Here is a 16,149-nt window from a genome sequence, read left to right on the forward strand (position 1 = left end):
AATTTACTAATAAAATGATAACAAATATTAAATTGTTATCTTTTGCCTGGATCATCGTTCAAAGGAAAAAGCCCCCGCATTCGAAAAGAATGAGGAGGCCGAGGGATTATGTGTTTTTCAATGGAGGGGAGGGAGCAAGAATCAGCGTTTTAAGGTTCTCTTCCTGATATTTGTCCAGTCCTACGAAGACCGCGGTATAGCAGATTCCGTCCCGCTTCCATAAATAATAGGTTTGGGTTTTTATTTTTGTCTTGTCCGCACCGTAAAATGGCCCAAAATAGACGTGGGCGTTGTCGTTATACGCCATGATTTCCACGCCATCGATCTCCAGCTTGCGCAGGAATGGCAGCTTCGCCGGATCGACCAGATATTTTTTACTCTCATACAGCCATAGCTGGTCGTTCAGATTATATATGGTTGAATCATAGGGTGGGCTATAAATATTCCACAGTGTGTCTGCAGAGGGTCTAAGATCGAAACCGGTGTTCTGATCTTTCGGACGCAGCAAAGTCGAGTCAATTAGTTTAAGCTGAGTGTCCGGCATATTCATGGGAAATTTCGGTTGGAAACCGAGAAACTTCTGCGCCTCGGACAAATCCGTTTCATCGTAAAGAGGGAAGGAATTCCCCTCCCCGTCGTAGCGAATGTGTTGGACTTGCTGCGGGGGAACGAAGGATTGGACGATTTGCGCCAGATCCTCTTGCGTGAGTGTTCCGCGGTGCAGCTGAAGTTTTTCTTTTGAAGTCTCGTTCCCGCTATAGTAGTTGATTGCATAAGAGACGCCACCATCCTGCCAGACAAAGCTTGTGGCTCCATTCGGCTTGCGCTCGATGCCCTGAGTTTTTGTGTACTGTACGCCTGTAACATGTCCGAGCGTCACTTGTTCTTCCTGGAAAGACGGAGCATCGGCTGTTCCCGAGGAAGATGAACGGGGAGCGCCCCACAATAAACCCTGCTCGAGCATATTACCTGGCCCCTTGGAGGCCACTATTTCAATATTTTGTTCGTTGTTGTTCCCGAATTGGGATACAAAGCTGATGATTACGACATCTAAGAGATCCCTCCGATCGGGAGTGGAGAAGAGCATATTCTGATCTACATTTCTGAGCTGATAACCATCGGGCAAGTAATCCGGGACCTTGTATTCGAATTTGGAAAAATCGGCTGCCCGGTCGAGGCTGTGAAACCATTTGAACCAGTCCATCGGTCTTTCGATCTTAAATGAGGCGCTTTGGACCTGGGGAGCGGTCTGAGTATTTTGATCCGATGAGTTGTGTTCCCCGGTTTTGTGACCTTGTGTCAGCAATACGGCGCCTACGGCTATGATCAGGACAACAATCACCGCAACGGAGACCGTGTAGCGGCCCTTATTGTATTTGGGGATCATGCAATATCTTCCTTTCCTTGTTGTTAACACCAAAAAGTGCAGATAACCTACAGCTTGGGCATTCCACATTGGTATAACGTAATCGGATGCATGGATGTTACGAATTTCTTTTTGATGCAAGGGAAAGGGGTTAGGATTCAAGACGCTCAAGGGCTCCTAGTGCTTGCCAGCAGAAATAAAGTAAGGGCAACCCAATTGGGCGCCCTTCATCTGTTTAAGAGTCATATTCTCACCGGTTTTTATATGAGTCAGGCTTGACGAAAACGGCTGCCGGAGGCAACGCCTTTCGGAGAGATTCGCTCGATCTCAGCCAAATCGTCGGCCGTTAGCTTTACATTCAGCGCGCCAAGGTTTTCCTGCACACGGTCGAGCCGCTTTGTTCCCGGAATCGGAACGATCTGCTCACCCTGCGCCAGGAGCCATGCCAGGCTTAGTTGGGCGGGGGTGCAGCCTTTTTGCGCAGCTAGCTTCTCGACCAAGGAAGCAACCTCGACGTTCTTGACGAAATTCTCGCCTTGAAACCTTGGGAAACGGTGCCGGTAATCGTCCGCCGGCAAGTCCTCAGGCTTCTTGATCTGACCAGTTAGAAAGCCGCGGCCAAGCGGGCTGTAAGGGACAAGGCCGATACCCAGCTCCTTAAGAACAGGGAGAACTTCATCCTCCACTTCTCGGCTCCATAGTGAATATTCGGTTTCAACTGCGGTGATAGGGTGGACGGCATGGGCTCGCCGGATGATGTCCGCGGGTGCCTCCGATAACCCGATGTAACGGATTTTTCCTTGCTGAACGAGATCGGCCAGCGTTCCGACCGTTTCCTCGATGGGGGTGTTGGGGTCGGGCCGGTGTTGGTAGTAGAGGTCGATGTAATCAAGGCCCAGGCTGTAGAGGCTGGCATCGACGGATTTTTTAATATAGGCGGGGTCGCCTTTCGGGCCTTGGCCGTGTGTGATCCCGAATTTGGTAGCGATGATCGCCTCGCCGCGTCGGCTTTTCAGGGCGCGTCCGACAAGCTTCTCGTTTTCACCGAACCGGCGGAATTCCGGGTCGCCGTAAAAATCGGCTGTATCGAACATCGTCACGCCCAAATCCAACGCTCCCTGGATCGTGCGAACGGATTCCTCGTTATTCGGCATCGTCATCGTGCCAAGACTGATGGCCGACACTTCAAGTTCTTTACCTAGTTTTCTTGTCTGTACCATAGAGATTCCCTCGTTTCCTTCGTTAGTATCGCTCGAACATGAACCCATTTTAAGCGATCCAACTTGAGGCAACCACACAGCGTTTTTACTAGTAAAAATATTACCTGTCAGTTTTCCTTGTCCTCTACTGCCGGCATATAGACGCAAATATGAAGATCCGGGTTGTCTGAGAGATTCGCGAGCGGCCGGATGTCATAAGCAACAGGATCATCAGAGGCAGAGGGCTGCAAGATGACCCGCTCTAATTTCTTGAGCCGAATTTCGTAGGGCTTCCACAAGCGGTTAAATTCCTCGCTGCTTTGGATCAGATGCTGCACCGTCGCCTCAAACCAGGGATCGTCCCGATGCTTATCGTAATGGGCTCTGAATACCGCAACCCCATAACTCGCGAATTCATCGATATTCACGATCCGTCGGCGCAATTCATCATTTTCAAATGCCAACCGAATTAAAGAACGCTCTTCGGCTGGAATGGAAGCAAAATCGGTTAACATCCGACCGGCCGCTTCGTTCCATGCGAGAACCTCAGTTCTCTTATTGGTGATATATGAGGGGTAGGCTACTTGATCGATGATCTTCTGCAGCTGTGGATCCACGGCAGCCGGAGGCGCCGAACTCGCAGCATTGGGATCGGGCTCATATGGATTCCACAGCTGAAGCAAATGGCCTCTCTCGTCCGGAGACAGTTGAAGAGCATTGGCAATGCTCTCGATGACTTCCCTGGAGGCGGATAGCTCTCTTCCTTGCTCCAGCCACGTATAATAAGTGGCGCTTACGCCTGCCAGGATGGCTACCTCCTCCCGTCGAAGGCCGGGCGTTTTCCGCTGACCGCTGGAGAAGTTTAATCCCGCATCCTCTGGCGAGAGACGTTCCCTGCGCGATTTGAGGAACGCTCCCATCGTTTTGGCCCTGCTGTTAAGTACCGTCATTAATGTCGATCACCACCTGTTGGTTTGGGTTTCGTTCAAGGTATCAGCATGATCATTGAGGCTGATTTACGATACAAGTATACCATAAGGGCCTGTGGCGATAGGAAGGGAATGGACTGATTCAAGTGGTCGTCACTCAGGTGTAAGTTTCGTTTTGAAAGGAGCCTAACATGAACATCGATTTTTTAAAACAACTTCAAAGAATCCTAAGATTAAAGGATTTGGAGGCATGGGATGTTGCCATGAACGGTAAAGATTGCCGGATTATCATTGTGGATGAGGGGCGGCCAAGCCGTGATGAGGATTTTCCATGGCTTAAGGATGGAATAGGAGAGGACAAAAGAGAAAATCATATCACGGCGCATGTATTTTCATCTACAAGTTTGGAGAATAGCGAAGAACGCATGTTGTATCACATCGCCGAACATCTGACGGATCATGTGGCACTAGCACATTGCCATGTCACGGTACTCTTTCAGCAGGAGGACGATTATGATCATGCTTTAGGCCGTTTGCTGCAAGCCAAGGGATATCCGGAGTACCACTCCATGCCTCTTAGCATGTTTTTTCGTTTTTCTCAGGATTAGCGAGGACCATTTAGAAGTCATATCATTGGTTTATACCCAGATGCTAAAACGCTACTGACAGACCGTTGTCAGCAGCGTTTTTATATAGTCATAGGAGATGATTTATTAAGGAGGCACCCATATTGGAAAAGAAATACGAGAATCAAACCATGCCGGTTAGCGCAGGTGAGCAAAACAGCCGCTACTGGATCGGCGTAGTATCCGCCTCTCACGTGAAGCGGGGGGTTCAAGGCGGATTTGCCCAGCTCTGTCATGGAAAAGCAGCACCTCTGCGCCGGATGAGTCCCGGCGATTGGCTCATATACTACTCTCCACGAACTGACATGTCGAAAGGGGAACCGCTTCAAGCGTTTACCGCCATTGGGCAGGTGACCGGTGAGAAGGTCTACGAGTATCCGATGTCCGAATCCTTTGTGCCTTTTCGCCGGGATATCCGTTACCTTCCATGCCGTGAAGTGAAGATTGCCCCTCTATTGGACCGGCTTACCTTTACCCGCGGGAAGCGCAGTTGGGGATATGCTTTCCGCTATGGGCAATTTGAGATCGGATATGAGGATTTCCAGACGATTGCCGGCATCATGTTAGGTGATGTAGCGTGGGACAATGCCAGCCGAATCGTGCTTATTGATCTTTAGCGCGAAAAGTCACAGCCACGATCCGTAGCTGTGACTTTTTTGCTTTTAAAAGGCAGAAAAAACGATCAAAGCCTCTTCACGAAGAGACAGGTTCGCCTTTAGGCCAAGTGACCTCTATACATAGACCATTGTTATCAAAAAACACAAATGTCCCCAGTTCAGGAATCTCTGTGACGGATACATGAGCATGGCTCAAACGCTCGCGCAAGGCTTGTGCTGCATTCCCGTTCGGGAGCCGCAGGGCCACATGGGGGACTAAACTCTGCGGATGGGTATCTGAAGCGCCCAGCGTTGTCCTTGCTATCGGTCGTTCAAAGAAATGGAAGCCCCATACGTTGTCGTCGTTGGGTTTAACCAAAATAAGACAATGCCTGCCGCGCCCTTCTTGGGACGGGGCGATATCACTGGCTTGCATCCCCAACACGCCCCGGTAGAAGCGAATCGTTGCGTCCAGATCCGCTGTATTCAAGGCAATGTGATGAATACTTTGCCAGGGAATTTGAAAAGATTGCTCTGTGTGAGACATCCTACATCAGCTCCTTCTTTTTCTAGACGATATATAAGGGAATAGGGGCACTACGAGGGTCGGGAACAATAGGCTTTTGCATCATCCGCTGTTTTGCCCGTGCGAGAAACGCCGTTGGCGTGCAGCCTGCCCATGTCTTGAATTCATGGATGACATGGGCTTGATCATGATAGCCAAGATGGGATGAGACGTCAGCGAGAGAAGTGGCTGGCCCTTGTATCAATGAGGTAAGCAGCGCCTCGAAACGGAGGAGACGTGCGAACACCTTGGGCGATACGCCTATGCACTGCTTAAATCGCCGTTCAAATTGGCGCAATGAAAGATCGCACTCAGCGGCAAGGGTACTTATACGGATCTGTCCCTGTGTATTGTAAAGCAGCTCAAGTGCAGATTGCAGAAAAGTCAAATCGGCAAGAGTCCAGCGCGTTCGTGCGGCGTTAAATTGCTGTGAGCAAAGGATTTGCTTGGCATAAGAACTGCGGCGTACCGTTCCTTCCAATGTGAGGGCAAGGCGGAGCCAAATTCCATCACGTGGGACATAGAGCGGCATAGTCTTCTGATCAAGTAATGACATCTGTTTTGGATAAATAGTACCGGGTATTTCCATCGTGCAACTCACCTCTTCATGTGTTCAACGAGAACAGGTTTTGGAAAGAGCTTCACACACACCAGTGTTTCACTTGTATTCAGGGTGTCTTCATTTATGGAAGTTCTAACGAGATTTTAACAGAGAACACCATCAGGAGTATTGTGAAAAATCGACGGCTCTGTACTTTTCTTTTGGTGAATCAGGGTCACTGTAAGTTGACGAAAGGAAGGGGGATATATTATATTGAATAAAACCAGGAAAATATTATATTTTTATTATTTTCCGTTACAGGAGTGAAATGAATGAATGATCGAATTATGGAAGTGGTACGACACGAAATCAAGCGAAGAGGTCTCCGTTTCACCATGGCGGAACTTGCGAAGCTTTCAGGGATGAGTACGAAAACACTCTATGGAATATTCTCTTCCAAAGAGGAACTCATTACTGCCATTCTCGATGATACGATGAATGAATTGAAAGAAAAGGAGAAGGCGATTCTTGATGACAATGAACTGAGTACACTTACTAAATTGAAAAAGTGTTTAGTTCTTGTTCCTGCAGATTTTCAGTTTGTAGATATGAACCTTATAACGGACCTCCAACGTTTCTATCCACTGCAATGGAAGCTGCTGGATCAATTTCTGAACCAACAATGGGACAGCATCCTTAGCTTGTTTAATGAAGGCATCAGCGAAGGGATACTTCGCTCTTTTAATACTGAATTATTTATCAACCTGTATGTTGGCGGTTTCTATCGGCTAATAGAAGACCCCTCAGCACGTAAGAGTAACAAAGGTCTGCAGGAAAGCTTAGAAGACATGGTGGACATTCTATTGTCCGGCATTGTACAGAAAGAAGGTTAGGAATGGTATGCACTGGATATTATTAACGTTGGCTATCCTTGCGGAAGTAGCCGGAACGACAACGATGAAATTGTCGGAAGGTTTCAGCAGGCTTACTCCTTCTTTGCTGCTCTTTGTTTTTTACGCTTCCAGTTTAACTTTTTTGAATTTTGCATTAAAAGGAATCGAGATGAGTATTGCGTATGCGATTTGGTCGGGTCTAGGAACAGCTATTGTTGTTATAATCGGCATACTCATTTTTTCTGAACCACTGACTCTATTGAAGACCATCTCGATCATCCTTATCATTGCCGGCGTCATCGGTTTAAATCTTGGTGGGGGGAGAGCGTGATTTGAGTAAGAAATTGAGAGTGCTGTTCTTGTTTACAGATATCGGATTTATGGTGTATTGGATCGTTACGATCTTTGCGCTTATTCCCAAAGCTTACCTATACCAGGATTATAGCAACGAGTTATTAGTCATCTGGAATTGGTCCTTTTTTCCGTTAGATATTTTCATTTCGATAACAGGAATATACAGTCTATATTTACATAAACGTCATGACCTCAGATGGAGCCAGATGGCTTTGATCTCTCTTACCCTAACCTTCTGTTCGGGTTTGCAGGCGATAGCGTTCTGGATCATTAAAGCGGACTACGACCTGATGTGGTGGATACCCAATCTGTATTTACTGATTTATCCTTTATTTTTCATTCCAAAGCTTCTTCAAGCTCCTACCCACACGAGCGCATGAAGTAAATGAGGCATAAAGAAGGAGCTGCGCTGGGCAGCCCCTTCTCCGTTTATATGCTGAGTTTCTCGTTTTGCTTTTGAATAAACTCATCTTTGGGTTAAACCATACAAAATAAAATCCATGTATTTGCCACTGATATACACCACTTGTCTCCGCACACCTTCTTGAACGCAGCCAAGTTTCTGCATCATCCTCGAAGAACCTTCATTTCCTTCAAGAACACAACATATTCCTAAAAATGCCATGGATACATAATAGTCTATAAAAAAATTCAATATAAGTCTATTACTTTTTTTGCATAGATTGTATGTTATTAAAGCGACCGCGGCGCAAAAACGAATCGGTGATCTTGCCGAAGATAAGGAAGGGAGAAATCCTGCATGATTACACTCAGAAAAATCACGCTCGAAAACAGACGCGAAATATTCAAACTAGAGGTTTCGGAAGATCAGCGCCGCTTCGTTGCGTCCAATTTGTCCAGCGTCGCTTCGTGTTATGTTCTTGCCACCAATGGAGGTCATCCTTTTCCGTTTGCCATTTACGCGGATGAGCAGCCCGTCGGTTTTGTGATGATCACGTATAAAATTACCGGTTACGATACCCCGTCCATCGCAGATGACGGCTATTGTATTCTGCGGCTGATGATGGATCAGCGGCACCAAAACAAGGGCTATGGCCGGGAAGCCATGAAAAAGGTGCTGGAGTTTATCCGCACTTTTCCGGCAGGTCCTGCACAATACTGCTGGATTTCTTACAAGGCTGATAACGCGCCCGCCAAAAAGCTGTATGAAAGCTTCGGCTTCCGTGACAGTGGTGAGGTGATCGGAGACGAGCAAATCACGGTATTGCGGCTCAACTCGCCACCTTCTATTATTTGTGTCTAAGGATACGCCAAACCCAAACCCAAAACCAAACATAAAACCAAGCAGCAGTCGGCCCGAGGACCGGCTGCTTTTCATTGAATTAGCAGGCCATTTGCAGCTCCTAGGTGAAGCCCTTTACTTTCCAACGGCATCATGCTAAACTGGATTTCGATAGTTATAGAACTGCGGAATAGATGGAGGAGGTGAGCATCATCATGGGTGATCATCAAACAGATCTGCAGGCCGTTAAGGTATATAAAGCTTTGGGGGAACCAACCCGGCTGAAGATCGCCTTGCTGCTCTCGAAAGAAAGCGATTTATGCTTCACGGCCATCGGTGAAAAGCTTGAATCAGTTGCGGGTTCGACGCTGTCGCATCATCTGAAGCAGCTGACGGATTCCGGTCTGATTGATTCACGGAAAAGCGGATCGTATATTCACTATAACGTCAATCGGGAAGTGGCGGAAAAATTTGCGCCTTATTTAATGGCGTAATTTTTTTAACCAACATTTCGATAGTTCTAGAACTGAGGAATTCATGGTTATACAAAGTCATCCTCTATACCCTATGAAGAAGGAGTGCACGCTTATGAGCGACAAAGCAAATACGATGGAGATTGGAATCAGTACGTTTCTTCATGCAGATCCCGAAAAAGGGGGTGTCTCACATGCCGAGCGTCTGCGTCAAGCGATCGAAGAGATCCAATTGGCCGATCAAGTCGGCCTTGACGTCTTTGCCATCGGAGAGCATCACCGTATCGACTATACAAGCTCGTCACCAGCCGTCATATTGGCTGCCGCTGCTGCGACTACGAAAAAGATCCGGCTCTCGAGCGCGGTGACAGTGTTGTCTTCGGATGATCCCGTGCGGGTATATCAGAGCTTTGCGACGCTTGACGGACTGTCGGACGGGAGAGCTGAGATCATGGCCGGACGAGGTTCGTTCATCGAATCGTTCCCGCTGTTTGGCTATGACCTGAAGGATTACGAGGAATTGTTCGAAGAGAAGCTGGAACTGCTGCTCAAGATCCGCGCTTCAGAGCGGGTGACATGGCGTGGCGGACATCGTCCTGCGATTGACAATATGGGCATCTATCCTCGTGCTGTGCAGCAGCCTTTACCGGTCTGGATCGGCACAGGCGGCAGCCCGGAATCTGCCATTCGGGCCGGCTTGCTAGGACTTCCGATCGTCTTCTCAATCCTTGGCGGACTTCCGCAGCGATTCGCACCCTTGGTGGAGCTCTATAAGGAAGCGGCTGTGAAAGCCGGGCATGATCCAAATCAGCTGCAGATTGCTACGCACTCGCATGGCTTTTTATCCGATACGACAAAAGAGGCGTCAGAGCGGTATTACCCTGTGATGGCGGCCCAAATGAACCGGATCGGACGGGAACGCGGTTGGTCTCCTTATACACGTGACTCATACGATGCATCCTGCAGCCTTCATGGTGCTCTTTATGTCGGGGACCCTGAGTATGTGGCGGAGAAAATCTTACTGCTGCACAAGAACCTGGGCCTGACCCGATTTCTCATGTACGTGGATTTCAGCACGCTCCCTCATCGCGAATTGCTGCGAACGATTGAGCTGCTCGGCACCAAGGTAGCACCGATAGTCCGTCAAGAGCTCGACCGTCAAGCATCAAGCGGTAATGATGGAGCGCAGTGACCTAATCGGGGCAGGAGATGCCTAAGGATGGGGGCAATATTTTTTTACCCGCGATTTCTACAGATTTAGAACTATGAAACTGATTGGATTAGGAGAGATACGATATGAGATGGAAAATTTATATATTGGCGATTGCCAGCTTTTTAGTCGGTACCTCTGAATTTGTGATTGCCGGCATACTGGATATGCTTGCAAAGGACGTTGGCGTGTCGGTAGTGGCGGCCGGCCAGCTGATTACCGTCTACTCACTTGCCTATGCGATCGGTACTCCGATTCTGATTGCGCTCACAGCAAGGATGGATCGGAAAAAACTTATGCTGTCGGCTTTGGGCTTGTTTTTCATCGGCAACCTGATCACCATCACATCTACCGGTTACGGCATGTTGATGGGAGCAAGAGTCATTTTGGCGATCAGTACCGGGGTATTCATGGTAGTCGCCCTTACTGTTGCGGCCAAAATTGCCCATCCTGGCAAGCAGGGCGGTTCGATCGCCACCGTTCTCTTAGGCTTTAATCTCGCGCTCATTCTGGGGGTTCCTCTGGGAAGGGTCATCGCGGGCTCGTATGACTGGAAGGTCATTTTTACAGGGATCGGGGTGCTCAGCCTGCTCGCCATGTTGGTTCTTCTGCTGGCGATTCCCAAATCAGAGGGAGAGGCTCCCGTTCCCATTCGGGAACAGCTCGCCTTGTTCAAAACGCCCCGGATTTCCGCTGCGCTGTCCATCAGCTTTTTCTGGATAATGGGATATACCATTCTGTATACCTATATCACGCCGTTTCTTCTGACCATTACGGGGATGAGCGAGCGGATGGTAAGCATCGGGCTGTTTGCATTTGGACTGGCAAGTCTCCTGGGCTCCCAAGTCGGCGGCTACGGTGCAGACAAATGGGGGATCCCCCGCACGATGGTAGGCGGTCTGATCTTTCACTCCGGCATTTTATTTTTGCTGGCAGCGTTTGCCCATTACTCCATGCTTGTGCTCCCATTACTGATGCTGTGGTCCTTCTTTGCATGGTCGACGGGTCCGGTTCAGCAAGTGTACTTAATCGGTATGGCTCCCCAGGCTTCGGGGATCATTTTAAGCTTGAACAACTCCATTGTGCAGTTGGGGATGGCTGTTGGGGCCGTCATCGGAGGCATTATTGTGGACAGCATCTCTCTGACGGCAGCCGGCTGGCTGGGTGGAATAGGGGTCGCCCTTGGGCTGATCCCGGCCGTGTATTCTTTGACAATGCGCCGCCGGGCTGCATGAGAAGAGCTGGAAGCATGTGCCTTGGCTTTCAACAAGAGTGATCGTAGGAACATTTTACGTACTTGCCCCATCATCCACTTGAACGATTCAGCATCAGCGAAAGTGCAATAGCTCGTCCAAAATAAAGGCAGCCGGCTTGTTGAGCGGCTGTCTTTTTGCGGCCAGCGAAACATGCTGCCCCTGCTTTCTTCGCCAGTCTATCTCCTTCCATTCGTTCATACTGCCACCTTGCCGAGCATAAGGAAAATAAGTAGCCCTATAACATAGAATGAACTAAAGAAATGAACGTGTTATAGGCCTCTAGTGAGACGCTGTAAAAGGAAGCTCAATGCAAACTTTAGTTCAATCTATATAAATGAAGCCAAAACGGAGATCAAACCGTATTAAAAATAAATCGTTACAAAAAATGACATCCCAAAACATCATCATGTAGAATATGGTAAAGGATGAGATTAGTGATGAAGGAGGTGCGAACCTAATTGGGAATGAAATACATAAAACTGCTGGGTATCACTCTGGGGGTCATCGTCGTGAACATCGTTCTGTTCTCCCCGGGTTTTATCGGTCTTAACATCGGCGCAAGCGCCTTTTCGACGGCATTCGGGATTACCTTCCTTCTGGCGAGTGTTCTGGTTCTCATTTATTCGGTTTACAGTGTTAACGCCAAGACCCCGGCTGCCGTGCCGGTCAAACAGATCCAGACGCATGACGACTACGTGAATGCCTTGCAGTACTACAAGAAAGTCAAAGCGTTAGAAGCGGATATATCTCTTGCTCTAAATCAGCTCGATCGCATCGCACGCAAGAAGTACAAACTGGTCGGCGTGTTGACCCAGCGTTTCGATCCGAGCGAGCTTAGCTACAAAAAATTCATGTCGACGGTCCAGGCGGTAGAAAACGTATTTTACCTCAACCTCAAAAGCATCCTGAACCGGCTGGGCGCATTCGACGAATCCGAGTTTAAAAGTCTTAGTGGATCTAAAGCCTCCCATCTACCTCCAGAATTACTCCAAGAAAGAAAGCAGATCTACAACGAGTATTTAACATTCACCAAGAACTCCCTGGCGACCAATGAAGAGATCCTGCTCAAGCTGGATAAGCTCCTGCTGGAAATATCCCGCCTGGACAGCTTCGAAGCCGGCGACATCGAGAAGATGCCGTGCATGCAGGAAATCGATCTGTTAATTAATCAAACCAAATATTATAAGAATTAGAGGTGTTCATGTGAAGAAGGGCAGGTTTATTCTGACTTCAGTGATCGTGTTGATTTTTGTATTTGCGCTCGTGTACGGGGGAATTACGGTAACCTCGAATCTCGGGAAGTCGAAAGACCAGGTGACCGCGGAAGACGCAGCCAAACGGCTGGATAAATTATATTCGAAGATTTCACCCGCAACGGCAACGCCTGTAAAAGGACAAATTGACCTGGACCCGGTGGATGTGGCCTCATCCCTTCCGGATATCAGCAAATTTCCGATAACGGTGCCGAACACAAATGATCATTATGTCGAGATTTTCTCATCGACCGAGAAGTCGGGAACCGGCGTGGACGGCTGGCTCACGGAGGCGGCGACGGAGTTCAATAAAGCGAATGTGGCTGTAAACGGAACTCCCGTATCGGTTAAGGTCCGCAACATCGCTTCCGGCACGGCAGCGGACTATATCATGTCAGGTAAATACGTACCGGATGCCTTTACGCCATCCAACGAATTATGGGGAGAAATGGTCAAGTCCAGCGGCGTCAAAACCCAATTGGTGTCTAAGCGCCTCGTGGGCAACGTTCCCGGGATCGTCATCAAGAAGTCCAAATACGATGCACTCGTCGAAAAGTACGGTTCTATCAATGTCAAAACGGTAACGGATGCGATCGCAAGCAACGAGCTTGTCATGGGTTATACGGATCCTTTTGCCAGTTCGACCGGTCTGAATTTTCTGGTGACCTCGCTGAATACGTTCGACAGCTCCAATATTTTAAGCGATAAAGCGGTTCAAGGGTTCGAGAAATTCCAAGCCAACGTACCGTTCATTGCCTCGACGACGATCCAAATGCGGGATGCAGCCACATCGGGCTCCCTCGACGGGTTCATTCTGGAGTACCAAACGTTCGTCAACGCACCTGACCTGAAAAGCGGCTATGTTTTCACTCCTTTTGGCGTACGTCACGACAGCCCGCTCTACGCGCTTGGCAATACTACGCCGGAGAAGCTGGCCATTTTGAAAAAGTTCGCAGAATTCGTAACCCAGGATAAGTACGTTAAAGCAGCGAAAGACAACGGCTTCAACGGGCTGGAGGATTACAAATCCGAGATGGCCCCGATTGACGGGAAGCTACTGACATCCGCCCAGAAGGTATGGAAAGAGAAGAAGAACGGAAGCAAGCCGATTGTAGCCGTATTTGTGGCGGATACGTCAGGCAGCATGGATGGTGAACCACTGAACCGCCTGAAGGAATCGCTCATTAAGGGTCAAAAATATTTGGGCAAAGACAACAGCATCGGCATGGTTTCTTATTCCGACGACGTGACCATCCAGCTCCCGATCGGAAAATACGACGTTAATCAGCAGTCGATGTTCGTGGGCGCAGTGAACAGCCTTCAGGCCAGCGGCCAGACCGCGACGTTTGACGGCATCGTGGTTGCGCTCAAGATGCTGCAGGACCAGCTGGCGGCTGATCCGAACATGAAACCCGTTATTTTCGTACTAAGCGACGGTGAAACGAACAAAGGCAATTCGCTCAGCGACATCAAAGGACTGATTGAGAACTACAAAGTTCCGATTTATACCATTGGCTATAACGCCAATATTAAGGCTTTGCAGAGCATTTCCAGCATTAACGAAGCCGCCAGCATCAATGCGGATACCGATGACGTCGTGTATAAGATCGGAAATCTGTTCAACGTTCAAATGTAAGGGTGAAGTCAAAGGGGGAGGATGAGATATGGCGTTTACGATGAGTGTCTCAAGTGCGGAGCAGATCCAGGCTGTGATCGAGGAGGAAGTCAAGCCGGTACCGGAAGAGGTAGCGAAGCTGAAAGAAATCGCTGATGCGAATGTGGCTTCCATTATGGAGCTGGATGTGGAGTCGCTGGACAAACGCAAGGAGATTTTGCAATCGATCGACAGCTTCGGGCTGGATACGATGAAGCTTTCTTCCGAGAAGAACAATCTGCTGCAGGTGTCCGTCGGCAATCTTTCCAAAGGCGGGGACGAGGGGGGAGCTGTTGCCAAAGGTTTGACGGAACTGCATACGCAGCTGAAGGATCTGGACCCCAGTCTGATCGACTTTGCCAAAAAGGGATTCCTCGGCAAGCTGTTCAACCCGCTGCGGGCGTACTTTTTGAAGTTTGAGAAGGCAGACGACGTCATTGCTGACATTGTCGTATCCCTCGACAAAGGGAAAACGACGCTCAAAAACGACAATACGACGCTGGAGCTGGAGCAGCAAACGATCCGGGAGCTGACGAAGACGCTGAAGAAAGAAATTCAGCTGGGGACGATGATGGACGAATCGATCGAGGCCCAGATTGAAGCGGCCAAGCAAAGGGGAGAAGATCCGGAAAAGGTCCGTTTTATTACGGAGGAAGTCCTCTTTCCGATGCGGCAGCGCGTGATGGATCTTCAGCAGATGCTGGTGGTCAACCAGCAGGGCATCATGGCCTATGAAGTGGTCATCCGCAACAACCGTGAGCTGATCCGGGGCGTAGACCGGGCCAAAACTGTTACGATCTCGGCGCTGAAAATCGCGGTGACCGTGGCCAGTGCGCTGTACAACCAAGGCATTGTGCTCAAGAAGATCGAGCTGCTGAATCAAACGACGAACAATATCATTGCCGGCACCTCCCGGATGTTAAAGGATCAAGGCGTAGCGATCCAGAAGCAGGCCATCGAAACCAGCGTCTCCGTCGATACGCTCAAGCAGGCTTTCTCCGATGCCATCTCCGCCTTTGAAGCGATCAGCTCTTACAAACAGGCGGCGCTTCCGAAAATGCGGGATACGATCAATCAGTTCCGTGCCTTGTCCGATGAGGGGGAGAAGCACATTCAGCGTCTGGAAAAAGGGAAAGCGCTGGGTCTGTGACCGGTTTTCATGAAAACTCTATATTGAAAGTGCGAAGACAGCCGGTTTTGTGACCGGCTGTTTTTTTGAATCCAATTCTCCATCATGTCACATAATTAAATCATGAATTGTCTTTAAGAGTATCGAAACCAGGAAGGAGAGATAGAATTTATGGAAAAGCTGCTTGTCATTAATGCGCATCCGAAAGTGGAGGACGCTTCATCCGTAAGCTTGACCGTGCTCCGGCACTTTTTAGAAGCTTATCGAAATCTAAATCCGGAGGGGCCTATCGAACAAATTGATCTGTATTCGGAAGATGTGCCCTGCATTGATCGATTATTTTTCAGCGCACAGGAAAAAATGCAAAAAAATGAGCGCTTAACGGAAGAAGAACAGCGGCTCACTTCCCGGATGTCGGATATCCTTCGGCAGTTCAAGAGCGCTAAGAGGTACGTCATCGCCATGCCGCTGCATAACTTTAATATTCCTTCGAAGCTCAAAGATTATATGGATAACATCCTGATTGCCAAAGAGACCTTCGCCTATACAGACAAGGGATCGATCGGTCTGTTGACCGACGGCAGGAACGTTGTCGTCATTCAGGCAAGCGACGGGATTTATACGAACCAGGATTGGTACACGGAAGTTGAGTACTCCCATCGTTATTTGAAATCGATGTTTAATTTTATGGGCGTCGACTATCAAATCATCCGGGCACAGGGCAATCATTCCTTGAAGAGGGAGGAGGTGCTGGCTAAGGCATTTCAAGAAGCCGAATCTGCGGCGGCCTCTTTGGCACATCAGGGAATGCAAGTGTCCAATCAGGCAGGGAGCTAGTAATTCATCGTGAGGGCGTCAGCCC

The 16,149-nt window shown here is 48.9% G+C and carries 19 protein-coding genes; 13 read left to right on the forward strand and 6 right to left on the reverse strand.

Translation table 11 applies throughout. The features are described from left to right. Positions 1-106: 106 nt before the first annotated feature. The 3 genes from ABID47_RS25010 to ABID47_RS25020 all read right to left on the reverse strand — a co-directional run bounded on the left by ABID47_RS25010 (position 107) and on the right by ABID47_RS25020 (position 3,515). Positions 107-1,528, reverse strand: a complete 1,422-nt coding sequence (locus ABID47_RS25010; protein WP_354500796.1) for a peptidase M56 — start codon at positions 1,526-1,528, stop codon at positions 107-109. 107 nt (positions 1,529-1,635) lie between these two features. Beyond that, the gene (locus ABID47_RS25015; protein WP_354500797.1) at positions 1,636-2,586 is read right to left on the reverse strand and encodes an aldo/keto reductase; all 951 of its coding nucleotides are present in this window, start codon (positions 2,584-2,586) and stop codon (positions 1,636-1,638) included. A gap of 107 nt (positions 2,587-2,693) precedes the next feature. Further along, positions 2,694-3,515 (reverse strand): helix-turn-helix transcriptional regulator, encoded by an 822-nt coding sequence (locus tag ABID47_RS25020; protein ID WP_354500799.1) that lies wholly within the window; start codon positions 3,513-3,515, stop codon positions 2,694-2,696. A 170-nt stretch (positions 3,516-3,685) separates the two neighbouring features. Between ABID47_RS25020 and ABID47_RS25025 the strand changes: the two genes are divergently transcribed. Together ABID47_RS25025 and ABID47_RS25030 are read left to right on the forward strand one after the other, a co-directional pair. After that, positions 3,686-4,102 carry a hypothetical protein gene (locus ABID47_RS25025; protein ID WP_354500801.1) on the forward strand — a complete coding sequence of 139 codons (417 nt, stop codon included), beginning with the start codon at positions 3,686-3,688 and terminating at the stop codon, positions 4,100-4,102. Between the two features lie 149 nt (positions 4,103-4,251). Then, positions 4,252-4,737 carry an EVE domain-containing protein gene (locus ABID47_RS25030; RefSeq protein ID WP_354501220.1) on the forward strand — a complete coding sequence of 162 codons (486 nt, stop codon included), beginning with the start codon at positions 4,252-4,254 and terminating at the stop codon, positions 4,735-4,737. A 76-nt stretch (positions 4,738-4,813) separates the two neighbouring features. On the opposite strand, the gene ABID47_RS25035 is transcribed toward ABID47_RS25030, so the two are convergent. Then, entirely contained in the window at positions 4,814-5,263 is a 450-nt protein-coding gene (locus ABID47_RS25035; RefSeq protein WP_354500803.1) for a VOC family protein, read from the reverse strand. Between the two features lie 22 nt (positions 5,264-5,285). Continuing rightward, positions 5,286-5,870, reverse strand: coding sequence for a helix-turn-helix domain-containing protein (locus ABID47_RS25040; RefSeq protein ID WP_354500805.1), 585 nt, complete (start codon positions 5,868-5,870; stop codon positions 5,286-5,288). 284 nt (positions 5,871-6,154) lie between these two features. Between ABID47_RS25040 and ABID47_RS25045 the strand changes: the two genes are divergently transcribed. From ABID47_RS25045 to ABID47_RS25075, 7 genes are all read left to right on the forward strand, one after another. Further along, positions 6,155-6,715, forward strand: coding sequence for a TetR/AcrR family transcriptional regulator (locus ABID47_RS25045; RefSeq protein WP_354500807.1), 561 nt, complete (start codon positions 6,155-6,157; stop codon positions 6,713-6,715). A gap of 7 nt (positions 6,716-6,722) precedes the next feature. Beyond that, entirely contained in the window at positions 6,723-7,046 is a 324-nt protein-coding gene (locus tag ABID47_RS25050; protein ID WP_354500809.1) for a DMT family transporter, read from the forward strand. A gap of 1 nt (position 7,047) precedes the next feature. Then, the gene (locus ABID47_RS25055; protein ID WP_354500811.1) at positions 7,048-7,449 is read left to right on the forward strand and encodes a YvaD family protein; all 402 of its coding nucleotides are present in this window, start codon (positions 7,048-7,050) and stop codon (positions 7,447-7,449) included. A gap of 380 nt (positions 7,450-7,829) precedes the next feature. Beyond that, the gene (locus ABID47_RS25060; protein WP_145141097.1) at positions 7,830-8,333 is read left to right on the forward strand and encodes a GNAT family N-acetyltransferase; all 504 of its coding nucleotides are present in this window, start codon (positions 7,830-7,832) and stop codon (positions 8,331-8,333) included. A gap of 194 nt (positions 8,334-8,527) precedes the next feature. Beyond that, on the forward strand, positions 8,528-8,806 hold the full coding sequence (locus tag ABID47_RS25065) for an ArsR/SmtB family transcription factor (protein WP_105444201.1): 279 nt from the start codon (positions 8,528-8,530) through the stop codon (positions 8,804-8,806). 94 nt (positions 8,807-8,900) lie between these two features. After that, positions 8,901-9,977 carry an LLM class flavin-dependent oxidoreductase gene (locus ABID47_RS25070; RefSeq protein WP_354500813.1) on the forward strand — a complete coding sequence of 359 codons (1,077 nt, stop codon included), beginning with the start codon at positions 8,901-8,903 and terminating at the stop codon, positions 9,975-9,977. 104 nt (positions 9,978-10,081) lie between these two features. Beyond that, complete coding sequence (locus ABID47_RS25075) at positions 10,082-11,230, forward strand: MFS transporter (protein WP_354500815.1); 1,149 nt, start codon at positions 10,082-10,084, stop codon at positions 11,228-11,230. A 93-nt stretch (positions 11,231-11,323) separates the two neighbouring features. Here ABID47_RS25075 and ABID47_RS25080 read toward each other — a convergent pair whose 3' ends face one another. Beyond that, complete coding sequence (locus tag ABID47_RS25080; protein ID WP_354500817.1) at positions 11,324-11,449, reverse strand: hypothetical protein; 126 nt, start codon at positions 11,447-11,449, stop codon at positions 11,324-11,326. Positions 11,450-11,715: 266 nt separating this feature from the next. Here ABID47_RS25080 and ABID47_RS25085 point away from each other — a divergent pair, with 266 nt between their 5' ends. The 4 genes from ABID47_RS25085 (at position 11,716) to ABID47_RS25100 (ending at position 16,124) form a co-directional block, all read left to right on the forward strand. Next, positions 11,716-12,444 (forward strand): hypothetical protein, encoded by a 729-nt coding sequence (locus ABID47_RS25085; RefSeq protein WP_116233949.1) that lies wholly within the window; start codon positions 11,716-11,718, stop codon positions 12,442-12,444. 10 nt (positions 12,445-12,454) lie between these two features. Beyond that, entirely contained in the window at positions 12,455-14,140 is a 1,686-nt protein-coding gene (locus ABID47_RS25090) for a vWA domain-containing protein (RefSeq protein ID WP_354500819.1), read from the forward strand. A 28-nt stretch (positions 14,141-14,168) separates the two neighbouring features. Continuing rightward, a complete protein-coding gene (locus tag ABID47_RS25095) occupies positions 14,169-15,308 on the forward strand; it encodes a toxic anion resistance protein (protein ID WP_076173875.1) in 1,140 nt (379 codons plus the stop codon). A 150-nt stretch (positions 15,309-15,458) separates the two neighbouring features. Beyond that, positions 15,459-16,124 carry an FMN-dependent NADH-azoreductase gene (locus tag ABID47_RS25100; protein ID WP_354500822.1) on the forward strand — a complete coding sequence of 222 codons (666 nt, stop codon included), beginning with the start codon at positions 15,459-15,461 and terminating at the stop codon, positions 16,122-16,124. The last annotated feature ends 25 nt before the right edge of the window (positions 16,125-16,149 follow it).

Origin of the sequence: Paenibacillus favisporus (assembly GCF_040545415.1) — a bacterium.
In the GTDB taxonomy this organism is placed as follows: Bacteria; Bacillota; Bacilli; order Paenibacillales; family Paenibacillaceae; genus Paenibacillus_AQ; species Paenibacillus_AQ favisporus.